Consider the following 19,065-nt stretch of genomic DNA (forward strand, 5'->3'; position numbering starts at 1 on the left):
CGTCCGGGGCTCCCATCAGGCACGGCTCTTCTGGAAGTCACCTGATCAATGCCGGGCATGAAAGCCTGGGTCAGGACCCGCGTCTAGCTTGTGGTCTGCTGGGCGAGGGTGTGGGCGAGCCGGTAGGAGTCCGTACCAGTTTCGATGATGGCGCCGTTGAAGGTCAGCCGGTCCACGATCGCGGCGCACAAGCGCGGATCGGTGAAGGTTTTCGTCCAGCCGGAGAAGGATTCGTTGCTTGCGATCGCGATGGAATTTTTCTCCTCACGCTCGGTGAGGACCTGGAAGAGGAGCTCAGCACCGCGGCGGTCCAGTTCCATATAGCCAAGCTCGTCAATGCACAGCAGGTCGACCCGACCGTAGCGGGCGATGGTCTTGGCCAGAACTTTCTCATCCGCGGCCTCGACGAGTTCGTTGACCAGCCGGGTCGCGAGGGTGTACTTGACCCGGTAGCCCTTCTCCGCCGCGGCGGTGCCGAGCCCGATGAGCAGGTGAGATTTGCCGGTGCCGGAGTCGCCGATCAGGCACAGGGGCGCGCCCTTGCGGATCCAGTCCCCGGTCGCCAGAGTGTGGATGGTCGCGGCGTTGATGTTCGGGTTCGCGTCGAAATCAAAATCCCCGAGCCATTTGTCCCGCGGAAAGTTCGCTGCCTTGACCCGGCGGATCGAGGAGCGCCGGTCCCGGTCATCGCACTCCGCGAGCAGCAGTTCGGCCAGGAAGCCTTGGTAGCTCAGTTGTTCCCTCCCGGCGACGGTCAGGGCTTCGTCCAGGACCGCCCGGACCGTGGGCAGTCGCAGCCGGCGGCATGCCTGGTCCACGGCGGCGACGGCAGCCTGTTCGGTCAGGCCGCGCCGCCGGCGCAGGGTCGGGGTGATGGTGGCGGCCTGGGCGGTGGGGCTCATGAGATATTCTCCTTCGACGCGGTTCCTGCATGGTGTTCGGTGCGTTTGGCCAGCAGCTCGTCATACGCACTCACCGATGGCACGGGCCGGGTGTCTGGCGGGAGTCCTGCGATGACCGCGGCAGGGTCCATCAGCCGGCGCTGCGTCAGGCTGACAACCCGTTGCACATCCAATTCAGCATGAGCACCGGGATGACGGTCCGAACCGGCCCCACCCCCGGACGAAATAGTTGCGTGTCTACGGGCTTCGACCGCAACGACGTCGGCGCTCACCGCCCCCACTCCTAGCGCCGCGGTGATCCCCGAATAGATGTCCCCGGCGTCCATCGAGCGGTGGAGCAGCAGGACGTCTATGAGCTCACGGGTACCGTCGGCGTCGCCGTTGACCCGGCGGGAGGCAGCCCAGAAGGCCTCATGGGCGCTGGTGAACGCCCCGGACTCCCGTGCCCGGGCCAGAGCGGTGGAACCGGGGAGCGCACCGGGTTTGGTCTTGAGAACCTCCAGATAATGGTCCAGCTGGACTGACTGCCCGCTCTTGGCAACGATCCGTGGATGCCTGGCGACCACGGAACGGCCGTCGAACACCACGACCTCGGAGGCCCGCAAGGACACCCGAATCCTTCTACCGATGAACCGTGCCGGGACGGAGTACTTCACCATCCGCACCGTGACCATCGAAGACCTATCAACTCTGGGGTTCAGCACCAGACCAGGATCAAACTCCTCCGCTGGCAGCGGTGCCAGGAACGGCTGCTCGGCTGCGAAGTCTTCGCCGATAGTGCGGATCCTGTCGTTGATCCGGCGGCGATCGTCCTGGACTTCCCAGGCCCGGATCCGGTCGTTGAGCTCATCTAAGGATTCCGCGACCGGCATTGGGGAGAGTCTGTTGCGGCGGAACCAGCCCACCTCGCCCTCAACCCCTCCCTTTTCATGCGCCCCCGCGATGCCAGGTTGGCAATAGAAGGCATCGAAGCCATAGAACGAACGGAACAACACCCACCGGTCGTTCTCCTGGCGCTGCCGGCCCTGCCCGAACACCACCGCTGTGACCGCGCTCGTGAGGTTGTCATAACGAATGTGCCTGACCGGCACGCCGCCGATTTCGTTGAAGGCATCGATGTGGCCTTCCAGGAAAGCTTCTTGCGCCTGGGTCGGGTAAATACGGTGGATGGCCTTGCCCGCGTGGGAGAGGCGGAAGACGAACATGTGGCACTTCGTCTTGACACCGTTCAGCACGACCCAGACTTCACCGAAGTCCACCTCGGCCTCGGCTCCCGGCGGGTGTTCCTGCGGGACGAACACCTCAACCCGGCGGCCGGCTTCCACATCGACCTGGGCCCGGCGGACCCGCACGTAGTCACGCACCGTGGAATACGACAGATCCTCCGCTCCGTGCTCCTCGACGAGCCGGGCAAGAATCCTGCGCGCGGTATGACGCTGCTTTCGCGGGGCACTCGTGTCCTCAACCAGCATGGCGTCGATCGCAGACTTGAATGGCTCCAACCGCCACGCCACCCCTTGTCTCGGTTTGCGCTCCGGAGGGGCAGCTGATTCCAGAGCCTGCCGCACCGTCCTTCGGTGAACCTTGTGCTTGACTGCCAGCGCACGAACCGACAGGCCCTCAACCCGGGCGTCCCTTCGGATCCGCGCGAACAACTCCACTCTCGACTCCATCCAGACCAGCCCTCCGCCGCATCCATCCAGTGATGAATCCAACGTTGAAGGTGGGGCCACGAATAACCGTCACAAGATGCCCGGCGAGTCACGAAGTGGGGCCAGAAATAACCGTCCTACCGGGGCCATCCAAACCTGTCACAGCCAGCTCTCGCATTTCCAGTGGGACGGTGGTTGTGCCGATCGTGATGGCGATGTCGCCATCGAGACTTGTAGTTCTCCGGGTGTCGGTGCGTTTGTGGCTCGACGGCAGTGTGACTTCGTAGCCGCGGGCTGTACTTTCGGTGGCCAGTGCGTGAAGCAGCTTGGCTGCACGGGCGACGTGCTCTTTCGACACGCCCCGTGTGCCGTCCCGGAACACTTTGGCGACCGGGTGATATTTGCTCACCGTGTCTGGGACCGGGACCGGACGCTCGTCGACGTCATCAGGGAAATGGCGCGTCCACCGTGCCTCGTACTTTGGGCTCTGCCACGACCCGACGCTCGTTATCTCGAGCTTGTAGCCTTTCGGGCGCAGAGTTGACTTCATGACGTCACGGATCAGGGCATCGTTGGCTGCGGTGTGCGAGTATCCGCCCTCGACCTCAAGAACTCCACCAGCGGCAGTGAGCTTCTGTATAAATTTGTCGGCCTCAGATTCGTGGGTGTGGTTGTTGGCAGCGGAGTCATCGATACCCTCAAGGAGCTCCACACCCCGCTGGGTGATCTTGGCGGTCCAGGTCGGACCCTTGCCTTTAATGGTGATGTAGCGATCGTCCGCCAAGGCTCGGGCGGCTATCCGATGTGAGTAGCCTTCGAAGATGCTGCCCGGGCAGCCGTCATTGACCCATCTCAAGACTTTGGACTGTAAAACGCTCAGTGGCTTAGGGTGCTGTGGCAAAGGAATATCCCATCCGAGTCGGTCCATGGTTAGTAACGTCCAGAACCAATGATCGACTCAGTCTTCAATCGATGCGACTTGTCAACTTTTGAGAATGGCCAACTGTGGCACCGTCGTCTTCGTAGCGCCTCCTGAACCCATCCGGCACGTCGCCGGCCGTGACAGCTGCCATAAAGGGCACCGCATGGGCCGTTGCTTGATGAACCGTGCCTGGTGACAGATGTTCGAGTAAAGCCCGTCACCGATTGCCGTGGAAGGATCTGTTCGAAGGGCAGCTAGCGATCGCGGCACGTCGCCCGCGATGGCGAGGGCCACGTCTTCTGCATCGCCGAGCGAAACGGTGCCTCGTCCGTAGCTGCGCTTCAGCCGGCTCCTGTCGACTCGGTCGAGTTTGTCCAAAGCATCGAAACCTGTCCCGCTGGGCTGATATGGAATATCCACACGACTGAGAGTAATGAGACATGATTTTGAAGAGGACCCCTTAGCGGGGTGGGAAGACGCAGGCGAACGGATGCATTGAGTGGCCCAGGCGCAGTTCGCTTGACCGGGGGTCTTCTCGATCCACTCCGACTCATCATCGGATCCCTTGTGACGACAGGTTGACTTTGAGGAGTTCGCGCCCCAAGAATGTGGAGTTGAGCTGGTGAGTAGCTCAACCGAATAGAAGGATGATTGCGCTGTCAGACCTGCCCGAAGTAAATGAAAACTTCTCTCCCCGCTCAGGAGGTTTTTGTACCGCCAGCTCAGCACTGGACACCGCTCTCTTCCTAACTAACGAGGCTGGACTAAGGGTAGCTACCTGCTTCGTAGTGACCGTTCCATTCTCGCGGCCCATAGGTGGGCGGGAGTATCACCACGTATACGTGGTGACTGCACGCCACTGCACCTCTGCAAAGTATGGGGATCCGCACAATCTAACTGCCCAATGCTCCTGGATGGGCGACGTGGGAATCCAATCGGCTGAACTAGACCCCAACGCTTGGTCAACTATGAAATGCGACGAGCTTTGCCAAGATGACGACTGGGTTGATGAAGCCTGGATAGATGTTGCCGTTCAACGGTTAGATTCGGGTTTGTACTCTGATGAGGTTGTGGGGAGATCGATCCGTGCGATACGTGCCGACCAGTTCCTGGAATTCCGCAGGGAGCGGTACAGCGACCTTGCACCAATAGGCTTGCCCACCCTCACAGTCGGACTACTCCAGTTCGTGCCCGGGGACCCATTGCGATTGGAGCCCATGGCGCATTTTGGTCGGCTCGCCATGGTGCCCGTTGGGACCATCGAAGGAGCTTGGGGAAAGATGGCTGCTTATCTTGTAGAAAGCAGCGCCTCCCGGGGAATGAGCGGAGCCCCGGTATTCGCTCAACTCGAAAACGGGGAGTACCGGCTCTTGGGCGTCCACGTTGGTCATTTCAAGGAGCGCCATCAAGCTGAAGATGCTAAGCAGAATCCCGAAAGTCAAGTCCTTCTGGAGCAGGCTAGTCAAAAGGCCAATACGCAAGCTACCGGGATGCACTCGCAGGTTGGGGTCGTTGCGCCTGCATACAAAATACTCCAGATACTAAGTACTCAACGCGTTCTCGACTCTCAAGAGCAGGTTGAATCTAGTGTCCGAAGGAACAGCTGGCGTTACCTGGACAGCAGCTACAGACAACAAGCGGGAGTCTGCCGACCTGAGGTGCAATACGACAACCTGAAAGAGTACGAATCAAGTCATCCTTACGACCAGCACTTCTTGATTCTTCGCCCGACGGATTTGCAACGGCTGTCAGAACGGCGATCGGACGAAGGCTTCGAGCCGTGGAGTGAGGTTGAGGTGGAGGTACTCGGCACGGTCGCTGCCGTTCTGGACACCCTTCGAAATAGCATCGGAGTGGCGGCACCGCTCCAGAGCTCGTCGGACGGCATCTTGCTTACCATGAGGGACGAGGGCTACGACGTCACGCTATACCTCGATGATTCCAAGAACGTAGAGGCACTCGAAGTCAGCCTTCGGGTCGCAGGCGACGGAATGGGCGTGTATGACATTGCTCGGGCGCTAAACGGGACAGTCCAGGACGTTCGGCGCTCCTAGGTGCCACAAGAATCCCATGCCGCGGCTGACGGTAACCCTTTTGGTGACGCGGCAGGTCCGATTCGATTCAGATAGCATGACGTGCGATGGTTCTGGATAACTCAATCTCTTCCGAAGGGCCGGCACTATGAAGCAGGCACGCAGACTTCACCGAATATTCGATCTGAAGCGGGAGGAACGACTTTCCGTCATCGGCGACGGGCTGGAGCATCTGGGAGCCCATGTTCAGCAATTGATGTTGTCGATAGAACGACTCTTGAGGGAAGGCCAAAAGTCCGGGGCGGGAGCACTCCAAGCCATCTGCCTCGAGGAGAGCGCCAAGGCGCTCATTCTCCTTGATATCGCGCGCACGCATGACCAGAAGATGGCTCGCAAGGGTTGCGACTATTTCTACTCGCACCTGCCGCGCTTGATCTACGCGAATGTCCACGCCAGCAATCCTGCAGATTTCGGTGAGATCGAACGTTACCTCACATGGCTTCGTCCGAGTCATTATCTCGACGGACCCAATGACGTGGACTGGATCTGGCGCAATAATCTGCTCAGGACCCGAGAGAACGCCCTTTATGTTGACTACGAGGAGACAGATGAGGGCTACATGTGGACGGGAGGAGACCCGGACCAGTTTCACATCGACACTGAAACGGCCCGGCTCGTTCTCGCCATGAAGCATGCAGGACTTCTCACCGAGAGAGGGGTGCGGGCTACGGCGGGCGTGTGGAAGGGAGCATCGTTCGACTCAGGTACTCGCTGGGAGTTCTGCCGGGACAAGGCCCAGGAGGTACTTACAGCGGCCCTGGCCCCGGACACAGGTCCGTCCGAGGGGCTAGGCAGTGCCTTACGTCTGATTCGTGAGAAATGGACTTTCCCGCTTCTGTCTCTCGATCTGAAGGAAGAAGCTGTTTCCATGGAGACTCTGAGGGAACGCCAAGACCGTTACCTCAGCAGCCAATACGGCCTGGACGACTACTGGTAACCCACAGTTCAAACTTTCCAGTTTTGCTGCGTCCGGGTGGCGAATTCTTCTCGCGAGCACGACTCGACTGCGAATTCTTCCGCCTTCGCGCGGACGGCATTGTCGTTGGACACGATGATCCATGCCGGGCCGAACAGGCAGTTCGCGGATTCCTGCATCCCGTCCAGCGCGCACGCCACGAGCATCGGGTCCGCTGCTCCCTTGTTTGCGTAAAGGTTCACGAGCGCAGTGTCGTCTTCAGGCACGGAGGCCATGACTCTCTGGAGGAATTTCAGCACGCTCGCTGTGGTCGGGTATTCGGCCTCCTTGACCGCCTCGGCGTCAGAGTACCCGTCCGCTTCGTGGATCACCTCGGACGGGATCCGGCAGCGCGCATGGAAGAACTCACTTGTTTGCTGTGCCGGCGACAAGTGGGAAAGCACGTTGTTATCGATGAGGTACATCTCCTCGTTCATCGGAGCGCCGCCTTCAGCTCGCCGATGTCACTGGGACCGATCCGATTCAGGCAGACGACCCGGCAGAATTCGCGCTGGGAGAGCCGGCCCTCCTCGACCGCGCGGAGCATGCGCGCCGTCAGCTCGCGGCCGCTGTACTTCTTTACCGCGTTGACGGGTTTCGGCTGGCTCGTCCGGCTCGGCTTGTTCCGGGCGCGGAACTCCTCTTCGAGCTCGCGCAGGTACCCGGTCGCGGTCAGTGGGCTGAGCCTGCCGAGGCGCATCGCCCTGACGGCCACGGCGCTCGGGGTCACCTTGAACAGGTCTGCAGCGGCTTTCACATCATCGAGGTCTTCGAATGGGATTCTCTGCAGCTCGGCCGCGGGCATGAGGATTTCACCCACTATGTCATACTCGCGGCCTGCGTCAGGAGCGGTGCTGTTCGCGTCATAGCTGACTGGAGCGAAGATCCCCCGGGCAACGAGCACAGCCATCAGGACGAGGGTGAAGATCTGCCGACCATGAGGCTCTTGGAAGTCGCCGTGGTCGCCTCCTGTCAGGAAAATGTACGGCAGTTTTGAGTCGCGCACGGTCATGCCGCTGAAGTGCACTTCGATGAGCTGGGGCATGTAGCCTCTCACGCTCCGGGACACGAGCACCTGATTGGCTTCGAGCCGTTCGACGATCAGCTCTAGCGCGGTTTCCTTCTTGCGTGCCTGACGGATGGCATCACGGTCGAGCCCGATCTCCTTGATCAGCGCCTCGGCGTCTTCCCGTACGGTCGGTCGTGGCTTTCGGAGCAGTCCGATGATCTTGTTCTTCACGAGCGTGGGGTCGTGCTTTCGGGCCAGTTCCTGTTTGCGGAGGAGGTCCTTCACGATCAACTCGACATCGCGCAGTTTCACGGTCGTCCGCGTGTTCACTGTGAACGTGTCGGGCGCAACGCCCTGCAGCAGCTTCGTGGTCTTGGTACGCAATTGTGCTTGGACTACGGCCGGCGGAGCGAAGAACAGTGGATGCGGAACCTCCGCCTTACGGGCAAGCTTCAAGAGCTCAGAGTACTGGATCTTCGACTGCTCGAGGGCGTGGACATACGGTGCACGCCCGTTCACCACAGAGTTCTCCAGGAGATCAACGAACACCGATCGATCAATCGGCACTGACTCTCCCGCAATGATCACACGCACCGTGAAGCCCCCAAACTCCAGTCCTTGACCGCAGAAACAGTCCTTGGTCTATGCCTCCGCAATGTACACCGTGTGAATCGTAAAAGGGGATCTCAACGCCAATCACAGGTACAGACAATCTCGCACGGCCCCTCAGGGGCAGGTCCGCAAACAAGTCGACGATGCTCTGCCGGCCGTACTTGGGGCCCATCTCCGATAAGAAGGCGCGTTGTCCCTTCCGAATAGTTTGGTTCATGCAAAATAGCCAGATGACAAGAGTTGAATGGACAAGGCTGGACGGAGCTGACGTAGAAGCCGTTGTTGCGATGTTTGTAAACCGTGAGCATCCGAATTCCACACGCATTACTCCTTCAAAAGGCGACGGCGGAGTCGACATTCTTGACCGTGGTGCCGGGCCAGGGGGCAGCGATGTCGTCTACCAGGTAAAGCGCTATACGGAACCGCTCGGTTCAACCGAGAAGGGCGCGGTAGAAAAATCGCTCAAGACACTCATGAAAGACCCTCGATGGGCCGGCCTCAACGTGGAGGAATGGCACCTTGTTCTGCCTTGGGACCCTTCGCCGGAAGCTGACAAATGGTTGCAGGACTTTGGCAAAGAACAAGGAGTCAAAACGATCTGGAACGGGCTGGCACATGTTGAAGCGCTAGCCACCAAGTATCCGGAAGTCATTGACTACTACCTTCACGGCGGCCGCTCCCGGATGGAGGAGGCCTACAAGGTGGTCGCGACTGCTTTTGGTGTAGCCAACACAGCGAGCGGTTTGAGCGTCCCTAGCGTGCAAGAACTGGTGGAGGGGGCGCTGCGCACACTTGAAGATGATCCTCACTACCGTTATGAGCATCGATTCGGAAGCGGGGATTTGCCCTCCTTTTCCTCCCGTCCAGGGCTTGTGCTGCACATGGCGAGCCAAGACAACGCCACCGGCAAATGGTCAGTGGTGGACGTTATCGCACGTTGCGCGGCGTCATCGGTTGAGCGACCTATTCACATTGACGGCAAATTGACGGTTGAGGCTGGCAGCGCCGCCCACAAAGCCTTTCAAGACTTCGTATCGTACGGCTCTCCCTTCCAGAGCCCTGACGGATCCTTCAGCGGCAAGCTCGACGCTCCCGGCGGCCTCGGTAGAACCTTGGACGGAGCGACTGTCTCCGCTTGGTCGACCAATAAAGAATTGGGGGATGATCCCGAGCTTCATCTGGAGATTCTTACTCCGGATCTGAAGGTGCTGGGAGCGGTGGACCTGGACCGCACCGACCGAAGCCACGGCACAGAGGGATACAGAGTCATTCTGCAGGAAATCAACGGGGTGTTCGAAATGGAGGATCGCTACAACCTTTCCGGCAACGATTCGAGTCGGCGTCTGACCTTCAATGACCTGACAGGCATGCCAGTGGCGAAAGTTCTGCCGGCTCTGACTTTTCTGAGCCATTGTCATGCACCGAACGTGGGTCGGCTGAGTCGACGCTACACACCTGCTGAGAAGGGGATCCTCGATTCAAACCTCGCCTTCCAATGGCCTGAAGCGCTTGAAAAGCAACTAACCATGATGGTGCAGCTTTTCGGCTTCCTTGCAAGGTTGCAGGCCGAGACGGGCATCGTGATCAAGGTGCCCGACTCTGCCGCTGTACAAGACGAGCAGGTCAAAGGTTGGCAGTTGGCGGAAAAGCTACTTCAAGGAGTAGAAGCCTTGGTGACCTATGGAGAAGAAGACGGGATCCTTATCGACCTCGATGGCGTAACGCCCGAGGGATCCTTTGAGGCATCAGTACCTTTGGAGTTCACGATCGGCCAGCAGGAAGTGGAACTACAGGTCATTGCCCACTTCGACAGCCCCACCATTCTCGGTCACCATGACATCGAGGGGAGGACGTATGTCCTGCTCCAGACACCAGGACGCTTAGTGAAGTACCGACTTGAACGTGAACCAGCCGGCTGACAGCTGCGGCCGGCCACTCTGGTGCGGGCGTCGGCCTAGGGTCGCGTAGGTCGAAGGTTCGGCAAGCGGGGGAGATTCTGCCTAAGAAGGACCCATCTCTTAATTCAACAATCACTGGAGCCGACTGCAGCCTGGTGCAAGGCGACCTCCGCACGGCAGACCGTGGTCTCGTTGCCGGTAACACTGCTCGTCCCGACGTCGCCGGAACGGCCCGGTTAATTGCGGGTCCGCCCGCCGAGTCGATCCCATAGCTCGAGGGCGCCCCGGCCCCTGACGGGCTCTGCTGCCCAGCTGTAACCTCGTAGGGCAAACTGATACCCGGTGCGCCTCGTACACCTTGAGGCCCGCGCCCGATCACCCGTGCTTGCGGCACTTGAGCGCCAAGGGAAATTTGCGCCCAAGCGCGACGATCGCAGCAGGATATTTGCCTATGACGACCGATGACTTGAGGTCATGCTTCGTAGTTGGCCCCTGTAGTCCTGTTCATTGAGTGAGATTGAATTTCTGGTGCTGAGAGCGTCCGAACCGGTGGCGAGTAGCGTGCCCTGGCGGGGGCCTGAATAGGCGGTGCCCAGGCCAAGCAATCTGAAGCTCTAAGATAGTAATTTGCAGGCCACGGTGCGCCGGGCCAGACTTGCGCTGGATCCGGTGAAATAAGCAGCACGGAGCCTGGCCAAATTGGGTCCTGTAAGGCTTCTAGCCAGGCACCCTGAACGTGGTCGAAGCGGTTCCATCTGATGGTGATCCACGATCCTGTGGGTTCAAGAGCGTCAACGCTCACAACCGTGACCTCTGCCGTCGTGCCACTTCTTCGCTTCATGTCGTTGAAGTGATCCCACTTTTCGTTAGCGCCAGCCATCCATGCACGCCGACGACGTGCTCGGACCAACCAGACCGCCCCGGCGACAGCGGCGGCGAGGACTGCCAGGGCCGCGGTTAGTGGCAAGAGCAAGTCATCCGGCCCATGGGCGGCCGCGGTCCCGACGAGATAGACGACGCAGACAGCGATTGCAACGCTGCTCAGAATCAGCGCAGGTGTCGCCAGCTTCGGCTTCAGGACTGGGTTCGTATCCATGGATTACCTTCCCGACCAGTTTAGAGTTGCCAGCCGACATTGATAAGGCGGTCTTCCCACGTATTCGGGTCATCAGTCCAGCTGGGAGATTCCATGGGGCTGGGGGAGGAGGCGCCTGCTTGCTCAACGAGTCGATCGATACTTGCACGCTGCTCTTCTTGCTCCCACTCATAAGCCGCAGGAACTGGCCCGAGAGGCAGCGGCGAATCGTCGACGTCCCATCGATCCCTATAGATGGCAATTCGGCGAAACACACCAGTTGCCTCCTCATGAGTGACGAACGGTCCCAAGGCCTCAAGGAGGTTCCGTTTCCATTCGCCGTCACTCATCATCACGGCTTTCGTGACGTGGTCCGTCCTGCGCTGCATCCGCTCCCGCACCTGGGTGATCATGTTGGCAAGGTCGGGACGAACGGTGCGGAGTTCCTCGGTCAAGGGATCAATTCCGCCCGCGGGCATCGCGGACAGGAACTGCCGGAGCCGGGAATGGACGACCGCCGTTGTGTCGTGAGCGGATGCGCTCGGTTCCAGCGCGGCGGCAACAGCGCGTTGCGTGCTCGGTCGGCTGACTCCAACTGACCTGCGCCACGCAGCTACAGCCGCACCCCACGAAGGCGATTTTTGTAGCTCGGAGGCCCTGCCCGGCGAGCGCGATTCGAGGAACTCCCTCAGATCGTCAGCCGCTGCCAGTTGTGCGAGGTAGTCGTACTCAGCACTGAGACGCTCCAAGCTGTCCGCTTTCGACTGCTCGGCATCACGGACTTCGTGAGCCGTCCGTTCGGCGCCTTCGGCGGCAAGGACTTCGCCCAGGATCTGCCGCCACGAGGCCTGCATGGCGGGATCCATAGGCTCGTCATCTAACGGATCATTCTCGCTAACGTACGCGTAGTTAACTGAGCGTCCCCGTGTCATGCTCACGTACAACAGCTCACGAGTCAGCCTGCCTCGTGTCACCACAGTGTGGCCCGTGTCCACGGTGAGGCCCTGCGAGCGGTGGGCCGTCGTCGCATATCCCAGCTCAACTGACGCCTCAACGTAGTCACGGCTCAAGTTAATCGTTGCGCCGCTGTCCCGGCGAACTGCGGTCAGCGAGCCGTCGCGCCTGCCTGTACGGACGACGTCGAGCATGGTTCCGTTCCGGATGAAGTCACCGCTGCTATCGGTAATGGCCCGATCATTTTGGCGAGCAATGACAGTGTCGCCAGTGCCGGCATGAAGTCCGTCGCTGAGCCGTACCGAGTCTTCCGCATCCACGGCGCCCTGGACCACGCGATCGACCTGGGCGCGCTGGTTGAGCATGCCAACCGTGTCATTGTCGGCTGCGATGAGAATGGACGACTTGCCGGCGAGTATGTCGGCCTTCCACCTGAGGTACGCCTGGTCGACCATGTCGAGGTGCACCCCGTGTTGAATGCGCCCGTGGCTGTCGTAGTCAGCAATGGCACCGAAGTCCCCGGCACGAAGCTTCAGCGAGGCGCCTTGCTCCCATGCCTCCTTGAACCGCCAAATCGTGCTCAACCGCACTGTTTTGCCTTGCCGGTCCAGCCACCCGAGGACACCGCCGGCGTCGATGGCGTCCAATTGCCTTGGGTCTCCCACTAGTAGCACCTTGGCTCCGGCATCCCGGGCCTGCTGTGCAAGTGCCGACAGCTGGTGGGTGGACACCATGGAGGCTTCGTCGACGACGACCAGCTGGTTGGGATGAAAACGCCACCTGTCCTGTTCTGCGGCAAGCCGGGTGGCTCTCTGGGCGAGGCGAGTGGCGTGCGGTCCTCTGGGCGCCACGTGATTGGCCAACCGCTGCTCGGTGTCGAAGAACTGTGCGGCCCGGTTGCCGGCGCCCTGACCGACAGATTCGTAGAGCCACTTGGCTACGTTCTCCGTAGTCAGTGCAAGCTCCCGCCCAAGGACCTCGGCGCTCGCAGCCGCCGGCGCCAACCCGACCACAGTTCCGGCCCCGAACTCCGCTTCCCAGGCTGCCTTGACCGCGCCGAGGGTGGTCGTCTTGCCGGTTCCGGCAGGACCGACAACGGCGTCGAGCCGATTGCCGCTAAGCAGGACGTTGGCTGCCGCCGCGCGTTGGTCGCTGTGCAGATCGAGCCGACCACCGTGTTTGTAGCTCGCCAGTGACTCCATGGCGACGGCGGCGCTCACCGCCGGGCCGCCGTCGTCGTTCCTTGCTCCCAACACGACGTCCTCATTGGCGAGGGTGGCAGCGTCCGTGTAGAGACGGGAGCCGTGGAAGTCGAAGATGCTGTGGTCTGCGAAGCGGAGATCGGCCTGGGCGTTGGCAGGGAGGGTGTACCGGTACTCGTTCAGTGGGACGGACTGGGCTTCGGCAGCCGTGGCGATCGCATCGATCAGGGTGTGTCGGTCCGCCGGAGTGTGGCAGCGGATTTCGGCGCAGACGCGTTCGGCTTCTGCCAGAAGGTTCCACCGGTTCCAGGTGGCGCGCTTCGTGGCGACGCGCTCGCGGGTCAGGGAGCCCACCGCGTCCACCCAGTCCGGGGTGAAGTCACCGGTGCGGAACGGCACTGTCCGGGAGCGCCTAATGGTGTTGGCGAGCACTTCTCCGGATTCGAAGCCCTTGGCGGCTGCCCGTGCGCGCCACTGGGCGGAGAGCTGGTGGAGCGGGATGGCTGTTTCCGGTTTGGCGGTTCGGGTCGAGAGAGTTGCCTGCTGTCGGAGCTTGATGGTGGTTGTCGCGGTCGGGGGAGCGCCGTGACTGGCGGTCCATTCGGCCACCAGCCGGTCGGTTTCGAGATCGATAAGACGCGAGCGGTTGGAGAATTCGCGGATAAGCGCATCATTGACACCGGTCAGTTGCTGGCTGGGGTTGTGGTTGTTCGCGGCCGGCACACGGACGTCCGTATCGGTGCCTAGGCGCCGGTGGAGGGCGTCGAAGAGGAGACCGTTGTAGTGCTCGCTGGCAGCCACCGCAGCCTTGTACAGAGTCCGCGAGTCGAGCGTGACCCATGCGCCGTCAGTGATGCGCTGGATGCGGTTGGCTATGACCATGTGCGTATGGAGCTGCGGATCCCCGGCTCGCGACTCCCAGTGGTCGAAGGCAGCAGCGATGGCTCCCCGTGTGCCGAGGTGGGCGACACCGTTGCGGCCGGCCCTCGTGTGGATGACGTAAGTTTCGAGCCATTGCAAAGTGGCGCTGACGGCCTCGTGGTGTGTCGCCAGGATTCTGTCTTGGAGCGCCCGGTGGCTCAGTGCCCAGAGGACGGAGACGGATTTGGGGACGCTGAAAGTCAGGTCAAAGCCGACGACGGCGTGCCGCGTCTCTGTGCGGCCCTGGCTGTTTTGCACGATGGTGGGTTGGCCGTGGGGGCGGCCCAGAGTTGCACCGGAGTCCGGGTGAGTGGCGTGATCGAAGATTGCCTTGGCGTCCGGCTCCGTGACGACGTCTCCGGCGGTCCGGTTGATGCCTGGCAAACCGGAGCCGAGCCAACGGCCCTGCGGTGTTCCGGCTTTCATGTAGTACGTGGTCGCGTCGGCGGGGGTGATTGTCAGATCGTCCATCATGGTGGTCTTGAAGAGATACTTCAGGCCCGACTGAGCGGAGAGCCGGGCGATGGACATGGTCATTGGCTTTGGGTTTCTGGGTTCCGTTTGGTGGCCGTCCAGCCTCGGCGGCGGAAGAGTGCCTTGGTGCTGCTGTGGAGCTCGACGCCGGTTGCCTGGGTCAGGGCCAGCAGCTTGCCGGCGAGGTGAACCAGGTCCTGGGAATCGGTCTGATGGATGGATTGGAGTCGTGCGAGGTTGGCGCGGAGGGTCCTGATGGCGTCACGCCACTCGGCGTTCTCGGCTTCGAGTCGGTCGATGTCCTCGGCTTGGGATCGGAGCTGGCTGCGGAGGGCGTCTTGGCCTTGTCGGCTGCTGGCGAGAGCGGCAGTCAGCCTTGCCGACGCCTTGCGGTGAGTCTCCATTGGGGCGAGATTTGTATCGAAACCCCGGCGTCGAGCAGGGGCAGTGGGAGCCGGGTTCGCCACGGCACCTGCGTGCCGTCGTCGTCGATCGCGTTGTCGGTTGGCGCAGCGCGTGGAACAGAAGCGCTGCGACGAGCGCGCCGGCGCGAAGCTCACGCCACATTCCCCGCAAATCTTCCCGCTCACGGTGGTTCATCTTTGAAAGCTCTGGTTACGACATGACTTGCCGTGAGTCCGCGCTCACGGTGAATGCCTTGGATGCCAGAGGTGTGAGGGGGTCAGGTTGGAGGGGTGAGGTTAGGGGCGAGGAGTCGAACGGCCGTCGCCGACGGACCTTCAGAGTCATCGAGGGAAAACCATGCAAACGTGGCTGCTATCAGCCTGACCCGAGCCACGTGAGGACGATTTTTCGGGCCCGACACCAAGCCATTAAGGTTGAGCTTTGGCGTGTTAGCGCGCCGGCGCCGACCTGCCAGAGCTGTATACCCCGAGTGTTTCGGCGATGGCCTCATCGATGAGGGTTGGTGAGGCCCAGCGTGTCCGTGATTTTGCTGCTGCATCCTCTGCAATCTTGGCAATTCCGCAGCCATCAGCGTGCCTTTCCTGAAATTCACTAACCTGACATCAATGATTAGGCCGGGCGGCCAGGATTTACAGCGGCTCTATTCCGAGGCCCAGGTACGGAGCGGCTAACGCCGCTGTGCGGACGGGCCCACCGCGAAATCGCGTCCGACGCGGCGCTGAAACGCCGTTAGAAACATCATCTGGCGCTCAGCTGCGCGAGTGGTCATCACTTGTTTGAGGTTCAGGAACGATTCGACCGGATAGATGTTGTTTTTCGCCGCAAAACTGCAGGGTGCGATCGTTCACTGCTATAGATTCACAAGTACGCGCAGGTTCACCAAGCAGGAGATTCGATGAGCGACTATCAACTTGAACGTCTCGGAACGCGGGAGTTCGAGCATGTAACTCGGGCTTTAGCCGTGGCAGTGCTCGGCGCAGCCGTGCGCCCCTTCGGCGATGGCAAGGACGGCGGTAGAGAAGCAACTTTTGAAGGCGCCACGAAATATCCCGAGCCGGCACCTCCGCAGGGCCGCTGGCACGGTTATGGGGTCGTACAAGCAAAATTCAGACAACGGCCTGCGGACGTAGGACGGAATGCGACTTGGTTGAAGGGCGAGATAAAGGCTGAACTCGATCGATGGAAGGACAAGACCAAAGCGCGCCGGGCACACGGAACACTTCCTGAATATCTACTCATCACGACCAACGTATTCCTGTCTGCTGTTCCCAAGACGGGAGGAGTCGACTTAATCAAGAATTACCTCGACGACGAACTCGGCGACCTGGGCCTCAAGGGATGGGACTTTTGGGACGGGGACAAGATATGCACGCTGTTGGACGTGCATGGAAGCATCCGGAGTGCTTACAGCGGGTTCATTACTCCGGGCGACCTTCTAGGCCAAATGCAGGAAGCGTTGGGATTGTCGGACAACAGCCTGCAGAGCGTATACGAAACCCACACGATTAAGAGCCTGAAGCGTGATCAGTGGGTGCGGCTAGGAGAGTCGGGTGGGGATCCAACCACCAGGCTGCCGCTTTCCCGTGTTGCGATAGATCTCCCGGTACTGGACCCGAGTCGCCGGATTGCTGCGGAGTCGCCAGCGGATAGGCGTGCAAACGGAGTATTGAGTCAGACCATCGCCCAGGGTGACAGGATGCTTCGACCCAGTGAGCACAAACCGGATCAGTCCAATGTCGTCATCATGGGCGGCCCGGGGCAGGGAAAATCTACCCTCAGCCAGTTGCTGAGCCAGGCATACCGGTTGGCCTTGTTGGAGGAGTATCCGGATCACAAGCTTGACCCTACAGAGCAAAACATTCGGAAGACTCTGACGAAACATATTTTCAGTGACCTTGGGATTCCCCTACCTTCAAATAGAAGGTGGCCTTTCACTATCAAGCTCAACGAGCTGGGTGATGCCGTTGCAGGGGGCAAAGACATAAGCATCTTACGGTTTATGGCCAGCAAAATGAGCGAACTAACGTCCGTTGAAGGCGAGGTGACACCAGCAAAACTCAAGCAGTGGCTCGTGAAGTGGCCCTGGATACTAATCCTGGACGGCCTAGATGAGGTGCCGTCCCAGTCTGTTCGAGACAAGGTCTTTGAAACAATAGAAGATTTTCTGACGGATGCCCGCCACGTCGAAGCAGATCTCTTTGTCGTTGCTACGACCAGGCCACAGGGTTACGCCCAAGAAATGAACCCTGCTGTCTATAAGCACATGACTTTGGCGCCGCTTGCCCCGGAAGAGGCGCAGAACTATGTGGAACAGCTGTCTGCGGTCCAGTATGCCGACGACGAAGAACTTCGTCTTCGGGTGAACGAACAGGCCGGAGAAGCTCTCACCCGGGAAGCTACTTCACGATTGATGGTCACGCCGCTGCAGGTAACAATCATGACGCTGTTGCTGGCTCGTAGGGTCAGTTTGCCAGAGAGTAAGCATGAGCTCTTTCGTTCCTACTTCTCCACCATTTACGAACGCGAAATGAACAAAAGTCACTCGCATCTGGCAAAGCTGCTCCGGGAGCAGAGAAAAAATGTGGAGTTCGTACATCAACGCGTCGGACTGGCGCTTCAGCAGAAAGCAGAACTCGTAGGTCATTCCGATGCGCTCCTTACGAAATCACAGTTCGAAGAAGTCATAGAGAAACGGCTCCGTGCGGGTGAGGACTTTTCACAAGAGACGGCCGATCGTATCCGGAAAGACCTCTCGGAGGCGGCGCTGACCAGACTCGTTCTGCTGGTTCCTCGGGCCGCCGGTCATGTTGGATTTGAGCTGCGCAGCCTCCAAGAGTTCATGGCCGCTTCCTTTTTCTTCAGCAGAGGGGAACACTACGCCCTCGAGCCTTTCGCAGCGACGGCCCATTCAACCCACTGGCGCCACACCTGGCTGCTTGGGGCCGGACGTCTATTTGAAGAACATGAGACGCTGCGGGATAGCCTCGTAGCGCTTGTCGACGACATCAGCACCCAGTCGCATGTGTCCCGTGCCTGCTGTCTGGGCCCGCTTCTTGCCCTCGACGTCCTGGATGATGACATAGCCACGAACTCGCCACGGTACCGTCGCCGGCTGACGCGGATAGCGTTGGATCTTCTAGCAGTTGCTCCCGGTGCTCACACAATGAAGCTGAATGGCGTGCTTAAAGACATAGCCCAGGCGGATCCTGAATCCTGGAAACTGGTCACAGAAGGTATTCAACTCCACCTTAAGAACGGTGGACCCGGCAGAGTTGCCACACTTTTCCTCCTAGCCAATTGGAAGAGGGGTACCGACAAGGCAGGTGTCTTTGGACGCAGCAAGCTTGATCCGGCGATGCGAAGCCTCGATCCACAAACGGGAGGCTCTCTTCTCCACTTTTCAGAAGGGCGTCCTGAAGTTGCGCAATTAGAAGGCTGGAGCCGAAAGGCGCTCACACATAGCGGAACGAGGGATCTTGCGGCAGTAATCACGCCCCATCTCTCCAACGACAGATCCGTAAAAGCGCCGGTCAGAAAAAAAGTCTTGGCGCTCCTTGCACGGATTCCAGTCACAGAGTTCAGCTTCGGGGGGGTCCTGATCCGAGCAGTCTCAAACGACTCTGAGGCAAAGGCAACCGCACTCGTTGACTATCTGATGGTTGTTGACAGCGCACGAACCCTTGTTGCTTCCGTACTTCAGGACCTAGAGCCGGCCGATGCCAATCCTGGTGACTTCCTTCGGACACAGCTAAGAAGGTCCATTGATCGCAGTCATCCCGAATGGCCGGAGACGTGGGAGGATCCCCTTTCGGCCTCCTGAAGACACCAATTGAACTATCAAGTGCCGGCAACGCCCTTGGGTTTCCCCCTCCCGTGTCGACGCATGAGAGACGGTGCCCCCAACTTGATCCAACACGGCTACGACAAAGATGTACGCGCCTCATTCAGAACGCCCTGGCAATTAGACGAG

General features: G+C 60.1%; 11 protein-coding genes. 4 read left to right on the forward strand and 7 right to left on the reverse strand.

Annotation, left to right across the window (positions count from 1 at the left end; genetic code table 11):
- Positions 1–83: 83 nt before the first annotated feature.
- The 3 genes from istB to ACSQ12_RS09020 form a co-directional block, all read right to left on the reverse strand.
- A complete protein-coding gene (istB, locus tag ACSQ12_RS09010; RefSeq protein WP_436065102.1) occupies positions 84–902 on the reverse strand; it encodes an IS21-like element helper ATPase IstB in 819 nt (272 codons plus the stop codon).
- The gene (gene istA / locus ACSQ12_RS09015) at positions 899–2,575 is read right to left on the reverse strand and encodes an IS21 family transposase (RefSeq protein ID WP_436065103.1); all 1,677 of its coding nucleotides are present in this window, start codon (positions 2,573–2,575) and stop codon (positions 899–901) included. The genes istB and istA overlap by 4 nt, the downstream gene beginning before the upstream one ends.
- Positions 2,576–2,663: 88 nt before the next feature.
- Positions 2,664–3,482: a hypothetical protein gene (locus ACSQ12_RS09020; RefSeq protein ID WP_436065104.1), complete on the reverse strand. Its 819-nt coding sequence runs from the start codon at positions 3,480–3,482 to the stop codon at positions 2,664–2,666.
- A gap of 908 nt (positions 3,483–4,390) precedes the next feature.
- On the opposite strand from ACSQ12_RS09020, the gene ACSQ12_RS09025 reads away from it, so the two are divergent.
- The gene (locus ACSQ12_RS09025; RefSeq protein ID WP_436065105.1) at positions 4,391–5,530 is read left to right on the forward strand and encodes a hypothetical protein; all 1,140 of its coding nucleotides are present in this window, start codon (positions 4,391–4,393) and stop codon (positions 5,528–5,530) included.
- A gap of 127 nt (positions 5,531–5,657) precedes the next feature.
- Positions 5,658–6,506 (forward strand): AbiV family abortive infection protein, encoded by an 849-nt coding sequence (locus ACSQ12_RS09030; RefSeq protein WP_436065106.1) that lies wholly within the window; start codon positions 5,658–5,660, stop codon positions 6,504–6,506.
- A gap of 8 nt (positions 6,507–6,514) precedes the next feature.
- On the opposite strand, the gene ACSQ12_RS09035 is transcribed toward ACSQ12_RS09030, so the two are convergent.
- Positions 6,515–6,961, reverse strand: a complete 447-nt coding sequence (locus tag ACSQ12_RS09035; protein ID WP_436065107.1) for a hypothetical protein — start codon at positions 6,959–6,961, stop codon at positions 6,515–6,517.
- Positions 6,958–8,082 carry a DNA-binding protein gene (locus ACSQ12_RS09040; RefSeq protein ID WP_436065108.1) on the reverse strand — a complete coding sequence of 375 codons (1,125 nt, stop codon included), beginning with the start codon at positions 8,080–8,082 and terminating at the stop codon, positions 6,958–6,960. The genes ACSQ12_RS09035 and ACSQ12_RS09040 overlap by 4 nt, the downstream gene beginning before the upstream one ends.
- Before the next feature lie 278 nt (positions 8,083–8,360).
- Between ACSQ12_RS09040 and ACSQ12_RS09045 the strand changes: the two genes are divergently transcribed.
- A complete protein-coding gene (locus ACSQ12_RS09045) occupies positions 8,361–10,064 on the forward strand; it encodes a restriction endonuclease (RefSeq protein WP_436065109.1) in 1,704 nt (567 codons plus the stop codon).
- A gap of 1,095 nt (positions 10,065–11,159) precedes the next feature.
- Here the strand turns inward: ACSQ12_RS09045 and mobF are convergent.
- Both mobF and ACSQ12_RS09055 read right to left on the reverse strand, forming a co-directional pair.
- Positions 11,160–14,732, reverse strand: a complete 3,573-nt coding sequence (gene mobF / locus ACSQ12_RS09050) for a MobF family relaxase (RefSeq protein WP_436065110.1) — start codon at positions 14,730–14,732, stop codon at positions 11,160–11,162.
- Positions 14,729–15,073 carry a hypothetical protein gene (locus tag ACSQ12_RS09055; protein ID WP_436065111.1) on the reverse strand — a complete coding sequence of 115 codons (345 nt, stop codon included), beginning with the start codon at positions 15,071–15,073 and terminating at the stop codon, positions 14,729–14,731. Before ACSQ12_RS09055 ends, mobF begins: the two co-directional genes overlap by 4 nt.
- Positions 15,074–15,990: 917 nt before the next feature.
- On the opposite strand from ACSQ12_RS09055, the gene ACSQ12_RS09060 reads away from it, so the two are divergent.
- Complete coding sequence (locus ACSQ12_RS09060) at positions 15,991–18,915, forward strand: NACHT domain-containing protein (protein WP_436065112.1); 2,925 nt, start codon at positions 15,991–15,993, stop codon at positions 18,913–18,915.
- Positions 18,916–19,065: the final 150 nt, after the last annotated feature.

Origin of the sequence: Arthrobacter sp. LjRoot14, assembly GCF_964253905.1 — a bacterium.
In the GTDB taxonomy this organism is placed as follows: domain Bacteria; phylum Actinomycetota; class Actinomycetes; order Actinomycetales; family Micrococcaceae; genus Arthrobacter.

Coding starts and splice junctions, on each gene's coding strand:
- istB (WP_436065102.1), bottom strand. CDS start 902: ATGAGCCCCACCGCCCAGGCCGCCACCATCACCCCGACCCTGCGCCGG.
- istA (WP_436065103.1), bottom strand. CDS start 2,575: ATGGAGTCGAGAGTGGAGTTGTTCGCGCGGATCCGAAGGGACGCCCGG.
- ACSQ12_RS09020 (WP_436065104.1), bottom strand. CDS start 3,482: ATGGACCGACTCGGATGGGATATTCCTTTGCCACAGCACCCTAAGCCA.
- ACSQ12_RS09025 (WP_436065105.1), top strand. CDS start 4,391: ATGGGCGACGTGGGAATCCAATCGGCTGAACTAGACCCCAACGCTTGG.
- ACSQ12_RS09030 (WP_436065106.1), top strand. CDS start 5,658: ATGAAGCAGGCACGCAGACTTCACCGAATATTCGATCTGAAGCGGGAG.
- ACSQ12_RS09035 (WP_436065107.1), bottom strand. CDS start 6,961: ATGAACGAGGAGATGTACCTCATCGATAACAACGTGCTTTCCCACTTG.
- ACSQ12_RS09045 (WP_436065109.1), top strand. CDS start 8,361: ATGCAAAATAGCCAGATGACAAGAGTTGAATGGACAAGGCTGGACGGA.
- mobF (WP_436065110.1), bottom strand. CDS start 14,732: ATGACCATGTCCATCGCCCGGCTCTCCGCTCAGTCGGGCCTGAAGTAT.
- ACSQ12_RS09055 (WP_436065111.1), bottom strand. CDS start 15,073: ATGGAGACTCACCGCAAGGCGTCGGCAAGGCTGACTGCCGCTCTCGCC.
- ACSQ12_RS09060 (WP_436065112.1), top strand. CDS start 15,991: ATGAGCGACTATCAACTTGAACGTCTCGGAACGCGGGAGTTCGAGCAT.